The organism is Arthrobacter sp. 05N33_2 (assembly GCF_056397425.1).
In genome coordinates this window covers 71,981-87,308 of sequence record NZ_JBFTNJ010000009.1, presented here as the reverse complement: position 1 = coordinate 87,308, position 15,328 = coordinate 71,981, and the positions used below count along the sequence as shown (strand labels likewise).

Here is a 15,328-nt window from a genome sequence, read left to right as displayed (position 1 = left end):
GCTCGACGGGCTGGTCGGCGCGTGCAAGGCGGCCCTCGCCACCGGAGGGCTGCCCGCCGCGGGCGGGCTCCGGCCCCAGGTCATGGCCACCATCGACTACCGGGACCTGCTCACCCGGCTCGGGGCGACTCCCGCCGAAGCAGGCGCCCCTGCCAACACCGCACAGCACGGCACCGGAACCAGGCACGGCACCGGGACGCTGCTGTTCACCGGCCCCGTCACCGCAGGCACCATCCGCAAAATCGCCTGCGACGCCGACATCATCCCCGTCGTCCTCGGTGGCGAGGGCCAGGTCCTGGACATCGGCCGGGCCTCCCGCATCTTCCCGCCCCACATCCGCAAGGCCATCACGGCCCGGGACCAGGGCTGCGCCTTCCCGCAATGCACCATCCCCGCCCCCTGGTGCGAAGCCCACCACATCACCTACTGATCCCGCGGCGGAACCACCGGAGCCGGCAACGGCACCCTGCTCTGCTCCCATCACCACCATCTGATCCACAAGGAACACTGGAGCATCCAGATGCGCACCGGCATGCCCTGGTTCATCCCGCCACCCCACCTCGACCCCGCCCGGACACCCCGCCGGAACACCTACTTCCGCCTGGAGTGACCCCGTGCCTGGACGGACGCTCGCCTCGACTGACTCGGTGGGAACCCCGAAATCGGCGCCCCTCCGTCGCCGGGCTCCCTGCACCGGGCCGAAAGTCCCAAGCCTCCGCGCCACGGCGGGCCTAGGGTGGAGGCATGGACCAGCGCAGTCTGATGCTGCGGGCAGTGAAGACGCTCCACACCCTTGCCTGGCTCGTGATCGAGGCCTGCATGGCCTACGTCCTGTACGCCGGCATCACGGGCCGCAATGACCGGAAGACGAGGGCTGCCGCCGTCGTGGTCGCCAGCGAATCGCTGATTTTTGCGGGCACCGGCTTCCAATGCCCGTTGACCGTCGTCGCGAAAAGTCTTGGCGACGGCTCGGGCTCCGTCACGGACATCTACCTGCCGCGGTGGTTAGCGAATATCCTGCCCGGGCTCCACGTCCCCCTCATCCTCGTCGCAGTGCTGCTGCATTGGCGGAATTGGCGGAAACAGACGGTGCGCGACAGCGAGCGGCGGCTTTTGCTGGGGCGATAGTGCGCGCCCGCCTCACACCTTCGCCCTGCCGCCGATTAACCGTGGTCCCTCCGGCGGGGCCTTTACGCGGATGCCCCGGAGCCCGGCGGACCGTCCGGGAGTTGCCCGGATTGCGGGTAATCTAAGAGAGTTCCGGAGCCGGCACGGTCGCTCCGGAGCAGTTCATGGCAGGCAGCAAAAGGCGAGGTTGATGGTCCACATCTGGAACGATCTGTCCGAGGTCCCGGCGGACTTTGGTCCTTCGGTTGTCACGTTCGGCAATTTCGACGGCGTGCACCGCGGCCACCAGCAGGTGCTGTCGCAGCTCATCCGTACCGCCCGGTTGAAGCACGCACGCGCCGTCGCCATCACCTTCGACCCGCACCCCGCGCAGGTACACCGTCCGGAATCGGCTCCCGAACTGATCATGGGGCTGGAGGACAAGCTCGTGGCCCTCGGAGAGCTCGGCCTCGACGCCGTGCTGGTGATGAAGTACTCGATGGAGCTCGCCAGCCTCACCCCCGAGGAATTCGTCGCGACAGTGCTGGTCGACAGCCTCAAGGCCAGCCACGTGGTGATCGGCCACGACGCCCGGTTTGGCCGCGGCAATTCCGGCGACCTCGCCACCATGCAGGAGCTGGGCAAGAAGCTCGGGTTCGAGGTGCAGGTCATCAGCGAATTCGGCTCAGAGGGCTTTCCCATCCACGACGACGACGGCACGGACCGCCGCTGTTCGTCCACGTGGGTGCGCGAGGCCCTGCGCGCGGGCGACGTCGCCACCGCCGCTGCCGTCCTCGGCAGGCCGCACCGGATGCGCGGCGAGGTGGTGCACGGGGCCGCACGCGGCCGCGACCTCGGGTTCCCCACCGCGAACCTCTCCTCGACGGCCACCGGGTACATCCCCGCGGACGGCATCTACGCCGGCTGGCTCGTGGACCAGGCAGGCACGCGCTGGCCCGCCGCCATCTCCGTAGGCTCGAACCCGACGTTCGACGGCGTGAGCCGTCAGGTCGAGGCCCACGTGATCGACCGCCCGGAAGAGTCTCCCGACGACTTCGATCTGTACGACCAGACAGTTGTGGTGGAATTTGTCGCCAGGCTCCGCGGCATGGTGGCGTACCGTGGGGCTGAAGCTTTGGTGGAGCAGATGCGCCTGGACGTCGTCCAGGCCCACGACCTCCTGTTCGCCCGCTAAGAACCGGGCCGGATCGGCGTCGGCCCCGCGCTGACAATGTTCTGGTTCACTGGAGCCGCGCTGATTCACAGCCACTTGGCAAGGAAGGCAAGACACGTGACCATCGAGAAAAACACGAGGGAACTGGACCAGGACATTGTCCGGGATTTCAGTGCGCGGATGAGCTACGCGTCCTACCTGCAGTTGCCCACCCTGCTCAGCGCCCAGCAGCCGGTCAGCACCCCGGAACACCACGACGAGATGCTGTTCATCATCCAGCACCAGACCACGGAGCTGTGGCTGAAGCTGGTATTGCACGAGCTTCGCAGCGCCGCCGCGTGGCTGCGGTCGGACGACCTCGGGTCCGCCCTGAAGGCGATCGCCCGCGTCAAGCACATTCAGAAGACGCTCACCGAGCAATGGTCCGTGCTGGCCACCCTGACGCCCACCGAGTACTCCCAGTTCCGCGGCTTCCTCGGCAACTCTTCCGGATTCCAGTCCAGCCAGTACCGTGCGGTGGAGTTCCTCCTCGGCAACAAGAACGCCAAGATGCTTCCGGTGTTCGAATCGGACCCCGAGGCCCACGAGATGCTGCGCGAACTGCTCGAAGCCCCCAGCATCTACGACGATTTCCTCGCCTATCTCAAGCGCCAGGGCTTCGACGTCCCTGCCTCCCTGCTGGAGCGCGACGTCACCAAGGCCCACGAGTTCTGCCCCGAACTGGTCCCGGTGTTCAAGTACATCTACGAGAACGCCGCCGACAACTGGGGCGCATACGAGGCCTGCGAGGAACTTGTGGACCTTGAGGACAACTTCCAGCTGTGGCGTTTCCGCCACCTGCGCACCGTCCAGCGGACCATCGGCATGAAGGCCGGCACCGGCGGATCCAGCGGCGCCGCGTTCCTGCAGAAGGCCCTCGAACTGACCTTCTTCCCCGAACTCTTCGCTGTGCGGACGGAGATCGGCCAGTGAGCATCTCCGCCAACACCGACGCGACGGACAGCCTGTGGCAGCGCGCCCTCGACCTCGACGCCGCGGACCCGCTGGCCGGCTACCGCGACCACTTCGTCGGCACGGACACGGCCCTGTCCTACCTTGACGGCAACTCCCTGGGCCGTCCGCTCAAGCGGACCGTCACCGACATCAGCAGCTTCATCCAGGACAGCTGGGGCGGCCGCCTGATCCGGGGCTGGGACGAGGAATGGCTCGAACTGCCCCAGAAGATCGGCGACCAACTCGGCCGCGCCGTGCTCGGCGCGGCGCCGGGGCAGACGATCATTGCCGATTCCACCACCGTGGTGCTGTACAAGCTCATCCGCGCCGCGCTGGCAGCCGTCACCGATCCGGCCCGGACCGAGATCGTCCTGGACACGGATAATTTCCCCACCGACCGTTACCTGGTGGAGGGAATCGCCCGTGAAGAAGGCCTGACCCTGCGCTGGATCGACGCCGATCCGGCCTCCGGCGTCACCGTCGAGCAGGTGCGCGACGCCACCGGCCCGGCCACCGCCATCGTGGTCCTGAGCCAGATCGCCTACCGCTCCGGCTTCCTCGCGGACCTGCCGGGCATCACCGCGGCAATCCACGACGCCGGCGCCCTGGTGGTGTGGGACCTGTGCCACTCCGCCGGGTCTGTGGAGATCGCTTTGGACGACGCCGACGTCGACTTCGCGGCAGGCTGCACCTACAAATATCTGAACGGGGGACCAGGCTCGCCCGCGTTCGCCTACATCAACGCACGGCACCTGGCCGGGCTGCAGCAGCCCATCTGGGGCTGGATGGGGCGCAAGGACGCGTTCGAAATGGGTCCCGGCTACGAGGCCGCCCCCGGCATCCGCGGCTTCCTTAGCGGCACTCCGGCGATATTCGGGATGCTCGCCATGCGCGGCACCCTGGACCTGATCGAGGAAGCGGGGATGGCGTCACTGCGGGAGAAGTCACGGGTGCTGACCGCTTATGCCCTCGAACTTTACGACGCCTGGCTGGCGCCGGCCGGCGTGCAGCTGTCCACCCCGCGGGCGGCGGAACTGCGCGGCAGCCACGTGACGATCGACCACCCGGCCTTCCGGGAAATGACGGCCACATTGTGGGACCAGGACGTGATTCCCGATTTCCGCGCCCCGCAGGGCATCAGGATCGGACTGTCGCCGCTCAGCACATCCTTCGCGGAGCTTTACCGGGGCGTCGCCGCTATTCGCGAACTGCTCGCAGCCCAGGAAAGTGGAAAACCGCAACCGCCGCAGGCAGCTGGCGCGCCGGCAGAGTCGGCGGCCGCGCCCGGCGGTTTCGACAAGACCGCGGACGTGCCACTAAACTGAACGTTGGATCCGGCTGCAGTCCGTGGCGGCTGGCTCCTGTTGTGTACGGAATGCCCGGCTTCGGCGGGGGATTCCGGGACGGCACCCCCGGCAGTGAATTACTGATTCGGGCCTCACGGCACATCTCTAGGAGTTATTGTGGCACTTGAAGCCGCTGTAAAGCAGTCCATCATCAAGGATTTCGCAACGTCCGAGGGCGACACCGGTTCGCCGGAGGTCCAGGTTGCAGTCCTGACTCAGCGGATCAAGGATCTCACTGAGCACATGAAGGAGCACAAGCACGATTACCACACCCAGCGCGGTCTGCTGGCCATGGTTGGTCGTCGCAAGCGCATGCTCACCTACCTCAAGAACACTGACATCACCCGCTACCGTAAGCTCATCGAGCGCCTCGGCCTGCGTCGCTAGTCAGTTTTAAGGGGCGGCCCCTTCCGGACCGGAAAGGGCCGCCTTCTTCAGGAAAAAACTAAACAGGAGGATCAACCGCATCACGCATTCGCGGTCCTCGGTAGTGATCCCCGGGAACGGCCTCAAGGAATGAGGCCCGGCCCGTGGGTCTCGATCGATGACCGGGTGCAGTGCAGGCCAGTAGACAGATGCTGGGCTGGGTTGATGCGGCTGGGCTCCGTGAACCAAGAAACGGAGGTGACTCTCTATGGAGGGTCCCGAAATCCAGTTCTCAGAAGCAATCATTGACAATGGCCGCTTCGGCAAGCGTGTAATCCGCTTTGAAACCGGCCGCCTTGCCAAGCAGGCAGCCGGCGCAGCGATGGTCTACATCGATGAAGAGACCGCGCTGCTGTCCGCAACCACCGCCGGCAAGCACCCGCGTGAAGGTTTCGACTTCTTCCCGCTGACCGTCGACGTCGAAGAGCGTATGTACGCCGCCGGCCGCATCCCGGGCTCGTTCTTCCGCCGCGAAGGCCGTCCCTCCACGGAAGCCATCCTGGCCTGCCGCCTCATGGACCGCCCGCTGCGCCCCGCGTTCGTCAAGGGCCTGCGCAACGAGGTCCAGATCGTCGTCACCGTGCTGTCCATCAACCCGGACGAGCTCTACGACGTCGTCGCGATCAACGCGTCCTCGATGTCCACCCAGCTTTCCGGCCTGCCCTTCTCCGGCCCGATCGGCGGCGTCCGCGTTGCCCTCGTTGCCGACGAGAACGGCTCGCAGTGGGTTGCGTTCCCGAAGCACTCCCAGCTCGAGAACGCCGTCTTCAACATGGTCGTCGCCGGCCGCATCGCCGGTGACGACGTCGCCATCATGATGGTTGAAGCCGAAGCCACCGACAACTCCTGGAACCTCATCAAGGAACAGGGCGCCACCGCCCCGACCGAAGAGGTTGTCTCCGAAGGCCTCGAGGCTGCCAAGCCGTTCATCAAGGCCCTTTGTGAAGCACAGTCCGACCTGGCAGCCCGCGCCGCCAAGCCGACCGTCGAGTTCCCGGTCTTCCTGGACTACCAGGACGACGTCTACGCCGCTGTGGAGTCCGCTGCCGCCGAGAAGCTGGCCGCTGTCTTCCAGATCGCCGACAAGCAGGAACGCGACACCGCGTCCGACGAGCTCAAGGACGAGGTCACCTCTTCCCTGGCCGGCCAGTTCGAAGGCCGCGAGAAGGAACTGTCCGCAGCCTTCCGCTCCGTCACCAAGCAGGTTGTGCGCCAGCGTATCCTCAAGGACCAGATCCGCATCGACGGCCGCGGCCTGACGGACATCCGCCAGCTCACCGCCGAGGTTGAGGTTCTGCCCCGCGTCCACGGCTCGGCCATCTTCGAACGCGGCGAGACCCAGATCATGGGTGTCACCACGCTGAACATGCTCAAGATGGAACAGCAGATCGACTCGCTGTCTCCCGTGACGCGCAAGCGCTACATGCACAACTACAACTTCCCGCCGTACTCCACCGGCGAGACCGGCCGCGTCGGCTCCCCGAAGCGCCGCGAAATCGGCCACGGTGCCCTCGCAGAGCGCGCCATCATGCCGGTGCTGCCGTCCCGCGAGGAATTCCCCTACGCCATCCGCCAGGTGTCTGAGGCTCTCAGCTCCAACGGTTCGACGTCGATGGGTTCCGTCTGCGCCTCCACGCTGTCCCTGCTGAACGCAGGCGTGCCGCTGAAGGCTGCTGTTGCCGGTATCGCCATGGGCCTGGTTTCCGACCAGGTCGACGGCCAGACCCGTTACGCCGCCCTGACCGATATCCTCGGCGCCGAAGATGCCTTCGGTGACATGGACTTCAAGGTTGCCGGTACCTCCGAGTTCGTCACGGCCATCCAGCTGGACACGAAGCTCGACGGCATCCCGGCCTCGGTCCTGGCCGCCGCCCTGAAGCAGGCCCGCGAAGCCCGTCTGCACATCCTGGACGTCCTGAACTCCGCGATCGACACCCCGGACGAGCTCTCCGAGTTCGCGCCGCGCGTCATCGCGGTCAAGATCCCGGTTGACAAGATCGGCGAGGTCATCGGCCCGAAGGGCAAGATGATCAACCAGATCCAGGAAGACACCGGAGCCGACATCTCGATCGAGGACGACGGAACTGTCTACATTGGCGCCACCAACGGCCCGTCTGCCGACGCAGCACGGTCCGCGATCAACGCCATCGCCAACCCGCAGATCCCGGAAATCGGTGAGCGCTACCTGGGCACGGTCGTCAAGACCACCACCTTCGGCGCCTTCGTTTCCCTGACCCCGGGCAAGGACGGCCTCCTGCACATCTCCGAGCTGCGCAAGATCGCCGGCGGCAAGCGCGTGGACAACGTCGACGACGTCGTCTCCGTGGGCCAGAAGATCCAGGTGGAAATCACCAAGATCGACGATCGCGGAAAGCTGTCCCTCTCGCCCGTAGTGGCTGAGGAGGCTGGCTCCGAAAATGCAGGAAACACGGAAAACGCTGACAACGCCGAGGTCTCCGCGGACGCCGCGGAGTAGTCTCTCCTGAGTCAAAAAGCGGGGCCGGTGGAACAACCACCGGCCCCGCTGCTGTTAAAGGTAGGATGGCAGGCAGATTTGGCATGTGTTCAATGAAAGGCCTTGATGACTGTCGTCCCCCTGCCGCTAGAGCAGAACCAGCACGCTGACACCCTGATCCACGGCGCCGACGGCGGCTCCGAGGTGCGACGCTCGGTCCTGCCCGGCGGCGTCCGCGTCCTCACCGAAGCGATGCCCGGCCAACGCTCTGCCACGATCGGTTTCTGGGTCGGCGTCGGCTCCCGCGACGAGGCTCCCGGCCAGCACGGTTCCACGCACTTCCTGGAGCACCTGCTCTTCAAGGGCACCAAGCGCCGCACCGCGCTGGAGATCGCCTCGGCCTTCGACGAGGTCGGCGGGGAATCCAATGCGGCCACCGCGAAGGAAAGCACCTGCTACTTCGCCCGCGTGCTGGACACGGACCTTCCCATGGCGATCGACGTCATCGCGGACATGATCACCGGCGCGGTCCTGGACCCGCAGGAGATGGAGCAGGAGCGGGACGTCATCCTCGAGGAAATCGCCATGGACAGCGACGATCCCACCGACGTCGCGCACGAGAACTTCGTGGCCGCCGTGCTGGGAACGCACCCGCTGGGCCGCCCCATCGGCGGCACGCCGGCAGCCATCCGGGCCGTGGCACGCGACTCGGTGTGGGACCACTACCGCCGCTACTACCGTCCCGACGAGCTCGTGGTCACCGCGGCCGGCGGCCTGGACCACGACGTCGTCTGCGGGCTCGTGGTGGATGCCCTGCACTCCGCCGGCTGGAACCTTGAGGCCGCGGCCGCCCCCGTGCAGCGCCGCTCCACCGAACGTGCATCGATCACCGGCACGGCCGGCCTGCATGTGGTCAAGAGGCAGGTGGAGCAGGCCAACATCATTATGGGTTGCCCGTCGCTGGTCGCCACCGACGGCCGCCGCTTTGTGATGAGTGTGCTCAACGCCGTCCTCGGCGGCGGAATGTCCTCCCGCCTCTTCCAAGAGGTCCGGGAAAAGCGCGGACTCGTCTACTCGACCTACTCTTTCGCCTCCTCCTACGCCGATGCCGGCTATTTCGGCATGTACGCCGGATGCACCCCGTCGAAGGTCCGCCAGGTCATTGATCTGCTGGGCGCCGAACTGGACAAGCTGGCTGCCGACGGCATCTCAGACGAGGAGCTGCGCAAGGCGGAGGGGCAGCTGTGCGGCGGAATCGTGCTGGCGCTGGAGGACACCGGTTCCCGGATGTCCCGGCTGGGCCGCGCGGAACTGGTGTCCGGCGAGTACCAGGACATCGATGAGACCCTCCGCCAGATCAAGGCCGTCACAGCCGCGGAGGTCCAGGAGCTCGCCCGTGAGCTCGCGGCAGCCCCGCGGACCGTCACGGTGGTCGGGCCGTTCGAGGAAAGCGAGACGTTCGGACTCCTGGCCTAGACATTCCAACTGGCGCGGCGTCATGATGGTGGCGGGGTCACTCGGGAGGAACTCCATATGGGAGAAACTGTGGACCGGCCGCTGCCAGGCAGTGCATGCGAGGCGCTTGAGGCTTTCCTGGGCCATTGGACGGGGACCACGCACTGGGAGGCAACCGCGTGGGGTCCGGCGCGCACCGCGGACACCGAGATTATCTTTTCCCGGGCAGCCGCCGGGCTTGCCGTCGCCCAGAGCTACCGGCACACGGATGCGGACGGGACCCGGTCCGAAGGCCACGGTGTCTTCACGACGGACCCGGACCATCCCGAGACCTTCTGGTACCACGTCAACAGCTTGGGGTTGCCGCCCGAGGGACCCGCGCGCGCCAGCATGGAAGGCGGCACCTTGACCGTGGAACGGCGAAGTGACCGCGGGACCGCACGGCACACCTTCCGGGTGGACGACGGCGAACTCACTCATGCCGCCGGACTCCGCCTGGGCAGGGCGAGCGATTTCACGCCCTTCATGACTACCGTGTGCCGCCGCGTCGCTGAGGGCGCTGCCGTACCGGCGTGAGGTCTTAGGAGGCGGCCTGCAGAATCCGGGTCTTCGGAGTTCCCTCTAGGCCGGGCGCCGCCTCGGCGGAGTTCCAGACCTTCGCCTGAAGATTGGCCAACAAGGCCTCTGCCTGCCCGCGCTGCTCGAAGTCCAGTTCAACGACCACAGAGTGCGGGTCGTCCACGGGTTGGTTGATGCGGTACGCGGTGACGCCCGACGCCGCGCGGTTCACCGGATCACGGTCGAACGCCGCTTTCCACATGGAGAAATCCTTGATCCTATGCTCGATCTGCAAGGTGAACATGCTGCCCTCCTCGTTGGTGTTTGTTGCCCGCCGCGGCGGATATTCCACACTCTAGAACCGGCCAGCTAAACGCGATACCCCGGATTTTGTGAACCCGACATACCGGCTTTATGGAGCCGGGCGTGCCCGGGTTACCCGCCGGCGAACGGCGGCAGCACGTCGACGACGTCGGCCGGCTTGAGCGCCGCGGCATGGTCCCGCACGGCAACTTCGTTGAGCAGGAAGCTGGAGCGGGACAGGATGCGGGCCAGCGGCGGCGTACCGGCCGGCGGTTCGGGGCGCTCGACGGCGAGGATCGCCTCGAGCAGCGAGGCGAGGGTGTCGCCGTCGGCGAGGTCGTAGCGTTCTTCATCCACGCCGGCGGCAGCGCGTGCGGCAGCGAAGTAGCGTACATTCACGAAAAAGTCAGCCTCCGATGGCGCTCATGCTGCGGTCCGGCTGGACGAAGTCGGGCGCGTCGAGGCCCACATGGTCCATGCCGTGGGCCTTGGGCTTGATCCACATGGCATCCTGCCAGCGTTCGGCGAGCTGTTCGTCGCTGGCGCCCTCGCGCAGCAGCCCCAGCAGATCCACTTCCTCGCGCGAGAACAGGCAGCTCATGATCTTGCCCTCGGCGGTGATGCGCGTCCGGCGGCAGTCCGAGCAGAACGGCTCCGTGACGGAGGCGATGATGCCCACAGTGCCGAGCAGAGGGCCGGCGGCGCGGTCGGTGCCGGGAACCCGGGCCCGGACTTCGAACCGTTCCGCCGGGGCGCCGTCGCGGTCCCGCGGGTCGGAACTGAGCACGTAATCGACCGAGAGCAGTTCCCGGATCTCCGCGGCGGTGATCATGTTCCGCCGGGTCCAGCCGTGGTCCGCGTCGAGCGGCATCTGTTCGATGAAGCGCAGTTCATAGCCGCGGTCCAATGCCCAGGCCAGGAGGGCCGGGGACTCGGCGTCGTTGATGCCGCGCATGAGTACAGCGTTGAGCTTGACCGGGCCCAGGCCTGCGGCCCAGGCGGCGTCGACGCCGGCGAGGACCCTGTCCAGGAAGGGCCGGCGGGTCAGCTTGGTAAAGGTTTCTTCATGCAGGGAGTCCAGCGAGACGTTGATTCTGGTCAGTCCCGCGGCTTTGAGTCCGGCGGCCTTCTTGTCCAGGCCGACGGCGTTGGTGGTCATCGAGATTGGCAGGCCGGGGTGGGCCTGGCGGAGCGCGGCGATGATCTGCAGCAGGTCCGCCCGCACCAGGGGCTCGCCTCCGGTCAGCCGCAGTTCACGCACGCCGAGCATGTCGACGCCGATCCGCACGATCCGGACGATTTCCTCCGCGGACATCACCGCCTGCTTGGACAGCCATTCCAGGCCCTCGGCCGGCATGCAATAGGTGCAACGCAGATTGCACTTGTCCGTCAGTGAGAGGCGCATGTCCGTGGCACGGCGGCCGTAGCGATCCACGAGCCCTGCAACCAGGCCCTCCGGACGCCCGGACAGTGCGGCTGCAGCAGGCACTCCCGCTCCGGGACTGCCTGCCGCGCGGGGCTGGGGCATACCCAGTTGAACTGTCATAGAGTCAGGCTACGCCACCTCGCGGCCCACGTCACAGCCGCATGACGGCACGGATATTACGGATTCGGGAACGATGTCCGGCGGGGGTCCGGAGCCCTGCCCGGACCGTGGCCGCGAACCTATGCTGGAAGCGTGAACAAGACCCAGCCGGCCCCGGACGCAACGGAGTACCGGCGCATCCTCCTCGTCGAGGACGAACCGACCATCGCCGGAGTGGTCCGGGACTACCTCGTCCAGGCGGGATACCAGGTGGTCCTCGCCGCCGACGGGTTCACGGCCCTGCGCCTTGCGGCCGAACGCCGCCCGGACCTCGTCCTGTTGGACCGGATGCTGCCGGGCCTGGACGGTGTGGAAGTCTGCCGCCGGCTCCGTGCCGCACACAGCGTCCCGGTCATCATGCTCACTGCCCTCGGAACGGAAGACGACCGGATCCTCGGCCTGGAAGCCGGCGCTGACGACTACGTCACCAAGCCATTCTCGCCCCGCGAACTGGTACTGCGGGTCCGTTCGGTCCTGCGCAGGAGCATTCCCGAATTCAGCCCGGAGCCCTCCGTTGAAGTGGGCGGTTTCGACCTCAACCCGGCCGCACGCACCGTCTCCCGCCATGGCAGGCCCCTGGCGCTGACGGCCAGGGAGTTCGACCTTCTGGCCTTCATGCTCCGCCGTCCCCGGCAAGTCTTCAGCCGCGAGGAACTCATGAAAGCCGTCTGGGGCTGGGACTACGGGGACCTGTCCACTGTCACGGTGCACGTGCGGAGGCTGCGGGAGAAGATCGAGGACGACCCCACCCGACCCTCCGTCCTGAAAACGGTCTGGGGCGTGGGTTACCGGCTGGACCCCAGCGATGAGGAGGAATCCGCCGATGCAGACCTCTGAACTCCTGACCATCATCGGCTGGGCCCTGGCCTGGGGAGCCGTGATCGGGGCCGCGTCGCTGCTCATCCTGAAATCCCTGCGCCGGGCCTCGTTCGCGGTCCAGATCTGCGTGGTGGTGCTCGCCGCCGTGGCGGTCCTGACGGCCGGAATGGTCAGCGCCTTCAACGCGATGTTCATCTCGGCCCGGGACCTCGAAGTGATGTGGTACGTCCTGGCCGTGGCTTCCGCCGTGGCTGTTTCGATCGCGCTCGTGCTCGGAGCGAGGGTCTCGCGGAACGCCAAGGCGCTGGTCGAGGCTGCCCGGAGCATCGGCCGCGGCGAGAGCCCCGGGATCCAGTCCCCGGTGATGAGCCACGAACTTGCCGCCCTGGCCGCCGAGCTCGAATCCAGCAGCCGGATGCTGGAGGCCTCCCGGCAGCGGGAGGCCGCCGTCGAAAACGCCCGCCGCGAACTGGTCAGCTGGATCTCCCACGACCTGCGGACGCCGCTGGCGAGCATGCGCGCCATGACCGAGGCCCTGGAAGACGGGATGGCCGCGGACGTCCCCGCCTACTACCGCAAGCTCATCGCGCAGACCGACCTCATGGCCGGCATGGTCAACGACCTCCTGGAACTGTCGAAGATCCATGCCGGAACTATGCGGCTCAAGGCCGAGCCGTTGGACCTGTACGACCTCGCCAGCGACGCCATTGCCGACCTCGCCGCGCTGGCGGAGCAGCACGGCATTACGCTCGACGGCGGCGGCCAACGGGAAAGCCTGGCCCTCGCCGACGGCCCCTCGATGGGGCGTGCCATCCGGAACGTCGTGCTCAACGCGATCGTCCACAGCAGACCCGGCTCCCGGGTCACCGTGGAAGTCGGCCGGGACGGTGACCGGGCCGTCGTCGCGGTCACCGACGGCTGCGGCGGGATCCCCGAAGCGGACCTCCCGCATGTGTTCGAAACCGGCTGGCAGAAGGACCCGGCGCGGCGGCAGGCCGGCCGTTGGGCCGCCCCGGACGACGGACTGGACGGAATGGCCCCTGATGGCGCGGCCCCGGGCGACGGCTTCCGGGCGCCCGGGCCGGATGAGCCGGCAGGCGTCATGCGCTACAGCGGCGCCGGCCTTGGCCTGAGCATTGTCGCCGGAATCGTCAGCGCCCATCAAGGCACCGTCACCGTGGAGAACGTCGACGGCGGATGCCGGTTCTCGCTGCTGCTCCCCGGCCAGGGAGCCGCCGGCCAGAAGCCGGGTGGCAGCCACGGCACTTCTGCCGGGGAGCCTGCTGCCGGGGGAGCAGCAGCCCCGGCAGCAACAGCCGAGGGAGCACACAACAGGATTCCGCGCGACGCGGTAGAGGAAAAACTCCGGACGGGATGGGCACAGTGAGCAGCGGCGTCAGCTTTGACGGGCAGGGGAAGGAAACCGGCGGCACACTCGCCGGCAGGGAACAGCAGCATACGGAACCGGGAGTCCGGCAGCGGCAGTCCCGGGACCTGTGGGCCGCCGGGGCCGGACTGGTGGCCGTGGGGACGGCGGTGGTCCTCGGTGAACTCACGGCCAGCCTGGTGAGCCCCACGGTGTCTCCGGTGACGGCCGTCGGCGGGGCCGTGATCGACACCGTCCCGCCGGGCGTCAAGGAGTGGGCCATTTCCTTGTTCGGCACGGCGGACAAGGCGGCACTGCTGGGCGGCATGGCACTGGTCATCGCCGCGCTCGCGGCGCTCTCCGGAGTCCTCGAAGTGCGGCGCCGTTTCGCCGGGGTGATTCTCATCGCGGTGTTCGGCGCGGTAGGGCTCGTGGCCGTGCTGAGCCGGGCCGACCTGACCGCCAACGCCGTCCCCGTCCCGGTGCTGGTGGCACTGGTGGGGATCGCGCTGTTGCGGTGGCTCATCCGGAAACTGTTGGAGTGGCAACCCGATGCCGGCCGGCGACTGGCGGTGGCGTCCGGCCCGCCGGAAACACCACCGGTTGAGCCGGCCCCGCAGGACGCCCCTGCCGTGGCGCCTGCAGATGCCACAGCCAACGAAGCCGGGCCCGCCCGGCGCCGGTTCCTGCTGGCGCTGGGCGGGACAGCCACGGTTGCTGCCGTCGCCGGTGTGCTCGCCTCCACCCTCAGGGGAGCGGCCGCCGTCGTCAGCGACGTGCGCAGCAAGCTGGTCCTCCCGGTGCCCGCCGCTCCCGCGCCGCCCATCCCGGCCGGCGCTGAGATCCGGCTGGGCGGACTGGGCCCGCTCGTGACGCCGAACAGGGATTTCTACCGGATCGACACCGCCCTGCGCGTCCCGCTGGTGGATCCGGCGGAATGGACGCTGAAAGTCACGGGCCTGGTGGAACGGGAGATCGAGCTCGACTTCGCCACCCTCCTGGCCAAACCCCTGACGGAACGGCACGTGACCATCGCCTGCGTCTCCAACGAGGTCGGCGGGGACCTGATCGGCAATGCCCGCTGGCTCGGCTGGCCGGTGCGCGAACTGCTCGCCATGGCCGGCCCCAAGCCCGGGGCGGACATGGTGCTCTCCCGGAGCACGGACGGCTGGACGGCAGGGACCCCGCTGGAGGCCCTCACGGACAACCGCGACGCGCTGCTGGCCGTCGCCATGAACGGGGAACCGCTTCCGCTCGAACATGGATTCCCCGTCCGGATGATCGTGCCCGGGCTGTACGGCTACGTCTCCGCCACGAAGTGGGTCACCGAACTGAAAGTGACACGGTACGCGGACGACGTCGCCTACTGGACGCCCCGCGGCTGGAGCGAGCGCGGGCCCATCAAGACATCGTCCCGCATTGACGTGCCGCGCGACGGGGCCAACGTGAAGGGCGGGACGGTTGTCTTCGGCGGCGTCGCGTGGGCCCAGCACACGGGCATCGGCAAGGTGGAGCTGCGGGTCAACCGCGGCGACTGGCATCAGGCCGAGCTGGCCCCCGGCATCTCCAAGGACACCTGGTACCAGTGGAAGCTGGCCTTGCCGCTGGAGCCGGGACAATATGAGGTCCAGGTCCGGGCCACAGCCCTCGACGGCGTGCCGCAGGCCGAGGAATCCGCACCGGTCGCGCCGAACGGAGCCACGGGTTATCACACGGTTAGAGTTGACGTGAAGTCCTAGCG

General features: G+C 67.6%; 14 protein-coding genes and 1 pseudogene. 12 read left to right on the top strand and 3 right to left on the bottom strand.

Annotated elements, in window-relative coordinates:
• From AC1DHX_RS07550 to AC1DHX_RS07510, 9 genes and pseudogenes are all read left to right on the top strand, one after another.
• Window positions 1-610 (top strand): annotated as a pseudogene (locus tag AC1DHX_RS07550) (HNH endonuclease); the annotation flags it as partial.
• 134 nt (window positions 611-744) lie between these two features.
• Window positions 745-1,128, top strand: a complete 384-nt coding sequence (locus AC1DHX_RS07545) for a hypothetical protein (RefSeq protein WP_476849435.1) — start codon at window positions 745-747, stop codon at window positions 1,126-1,128.
• 190 nt (window positions 1,129-1,318) lie between these two features.
• Entirely contained in the window at window positions 1,319-2,302 is a 984-nt protein-coding gene (locus AC1DHX_RS07540; protein ID WP_476856440.1) for a bifunctional riboflavin kinase/FAD synthetase, read from the top strand.
• A gap of 96 nt (window positions 2,303-2,398) precedes the next feature.
• Window positions 2,399-3,253, top strand: a complete 855-nt coding sequence (gene kynA, locus AC1DHX_RS07535) for a tryptophan 2,3-dioxygenase (protein ID WP_223914012.1) — start codon at window positions 2,399-2,401, stop codon at window positions 3,251-3,253.
• Window positions 3,250-4,599, top strand: coding sequence for a kynureninase (gene kynU, locus AC1DHX_RS07530; RefSeq protein WP_476859047.1), 1,350 nt, complete (start codon window positions 3,250-3,252; stop codon window positions 4,597-4,599). Before kynA ends, kynU begins: the two co-directional genes overlap by 4 nt.
• Window positions 4,600-4,737: 138 nt before the next feature.
• Entirely contained in the window at window positions 4,738-5,007 is a 270-nt protein-coding gene (gene rpsO / locus AC1DHX_RS07525) for a 30S ribosomal protein S15 (RefSeq protein WP_018774485.1), read from the top strand.
• 247 nt (window positions 5,008-5,254) lie between these two features.
• Window positions 5,255-7,522, top strand: a complete 2,268-nt coding sequence (locus tag AC1DHX_RS07520) for a polyribonucleotide nucleotidyltransferase (protein ID WP_476859046.1) — start codon at window positions 5,255-5,257, stop codon at window positions 7,520-7,522.
• 105 nt (window positions 7,523-7,627) lie between these two features.
• Window positions 7,628-8,977, top strand: coding sequence for a M16 family metallopeptidase (locus AC1DHX_RS07515; RefSeq protein WP_243181750.1), 1,350 nt, complete (start codon window positions 7,628-7,630; stop codon window positions 8,975-8,977).
• A gap of 57 nt (window positions 8,978-9,034) precedes the next feature.
• A complete protein-coding gene (locus AC1DHX_RS07510) occupies window positions 9,035-9,532 on the top strand; it encodes a DUF1579 domain-containing protein (protein WP_476849438.1) in 498 nt (165 codons plus the stop codon).
• 4 nt (window positions 9,533-9,536) lie between these two features.
• On the opposite strand, the gene AC1DHX_RS07505 is transcribed toward AC1DHX_RS07510, so the two are convergent.
• The 3 genes from AC1DHX_RS07505 to moaA form a co-directional block, all read right to left on the bottom strand.
• Entirely contained in the window at window positions 9,537-9,818 is a 282-nt protein-coding gene (locus AC1DHX_RS07505; RefSeq protein WP_476849439.1) for a hypothetical protein, read from the bottom strand.
• A gap of 131 nt (window positions 9,819-9,949) precedes the next feature.
• Entirely contained in the window at window positions 9,950-10,216 is a 267-nt protein-coding gene (locus AC1DHX_RS07500) for a MoaD/ThiS family protein (RefSeq protein WP_229992995.1), read from the bottom strand.
• Window positions 10,217-10,223: 7 nt separating this feature from the next.
• The gene (gene moaA, locus AC1DHX_RS07495) at window positions 10,224-11,363 is read right to left on the bottom strand and encodes a GTP 3',8-cyclase MoaA (RefSeq protein WP_223914007.1); all 1,140 of its coding nucleotides are present in this window, start codon (window positions 11,361-11,363) and stop codon (window positions 10,224-10,226) included.
• Window positions 11,364-11,495: 132 nt separating this feature from the next.
• On the opposite strand from moaA, the gene AC1DHX_RS07490 reads away from it, so the two are divergent.
• Genes AC1DHX_RS07490 through AC1DHX_RS07480 form a run of 3 tightly spaced genes read left to right on the top strand, consistent with a single transcriptional unit; the run spans window position 11,496 to window position 15,326 of the window.
• Complete coding sequence (locus AC1DHX_RS07490; protein WP_079551342.1) at window positions 11,496-12,239, top strand: response regulator transcription factor; 744 nt, start codon at window positions 11,496-11,498, stop codon at window positions 12,237-12,239.
• Window positions 12,226-13,608, top strand: a complete 1,383-nt coding sequence (locus AC1DHX_RS07485; protein WP_476859045.1) for a sensor histidine kinase — start codon at window positions 12,226-12,228, stop codon at window positions 13,606-13,608. The genes AC1DHX_RS07490 and AC1DHX_RS07485 overlap by 14 nt, the downstream gene beginning before the upstream one ends.
• Complete coding sequence (locus tag AC1DHX_RS07480) at window positions 13,596-15,326, top strand: molybdopterin-dependent oxidoreductase (RefSeq protein WP_476859044.1); 1,731 nt, start codon at window positions 13,596-13,598, stop codon at window positions 15,324-15,326. The genes AC1DHX_RS07485 and AC1DHX_RS07480 overlap by 13 nt, the downstream gene beginning before the upstream one ends.
• The last annotated feature ends 2 nt before the right edge of the window (window positions 15,327-15,328 follow it).

Coding starts and splice junctions, on each gene's coding strand:
- AC1DHX_RS07545 (WP_476849435.1), top strand. CDS start 745: ATGGACCAGCGCAGTCTGATGCTGCGGGCAGTGAAGACGCTCCACACC.
- AC1DHX_RS07540 (WP_476856440.1), top strand. CDS start 1,319: ATGGTCCACATCTGGAACGATCTGTCCGAGGTCCCGGCGGACTTTGGT.
- AC1DHX_RS07520 (WP_476859046.1), top strand. CDS start 5,255: ATGGAGGGTCCCGAAATCCAGTTCTCAGAAGCAATCATTGACAATGGC.
- AC1DHX_RS07515 (WP_243181750.1), top strand. CDS start 7,628: ATGACTGTCGTCCCCCTGCCGCTAGAGCAGAACCAGCACGCTGACACC.
- AC1DHX_RS07510 (WP_476849438.1), top strand. CDS start 9,035: ATGGGAGAAACTGTGGACCGGCCGCTGCCAGGCAGTGCATGCGAGGCG.
- AC1DHX_RS07505 (WP_476849439.1), bottom strand. CDS start 9,818: ATGTTCACCTTGCAGATCGAGCATAGGATCAAGGATTTCTCCATGTGG.
- moaA (WP_223914007.1), bottom strand. CDS start 11,363: ATGACAGTTCAACTGGGTATGCCCCAGCCCCGCGCGGCAGGCAGTCCC.
- AC1DHX_RS07485 (WP_476859045.1), top strand. CDS start 12,226: ATGCAGACCTCTGAACTCCTGACCATCATCGGCTGGGCCCTGGCCTGG.
- AC1DHX_RS07480 (WP_476859044.1), top strand. CDS start 13,596: ATGGGCACAGTGAGCAGCGGCGTCAGCTTTGACGGGCAGGGGAAGGAA.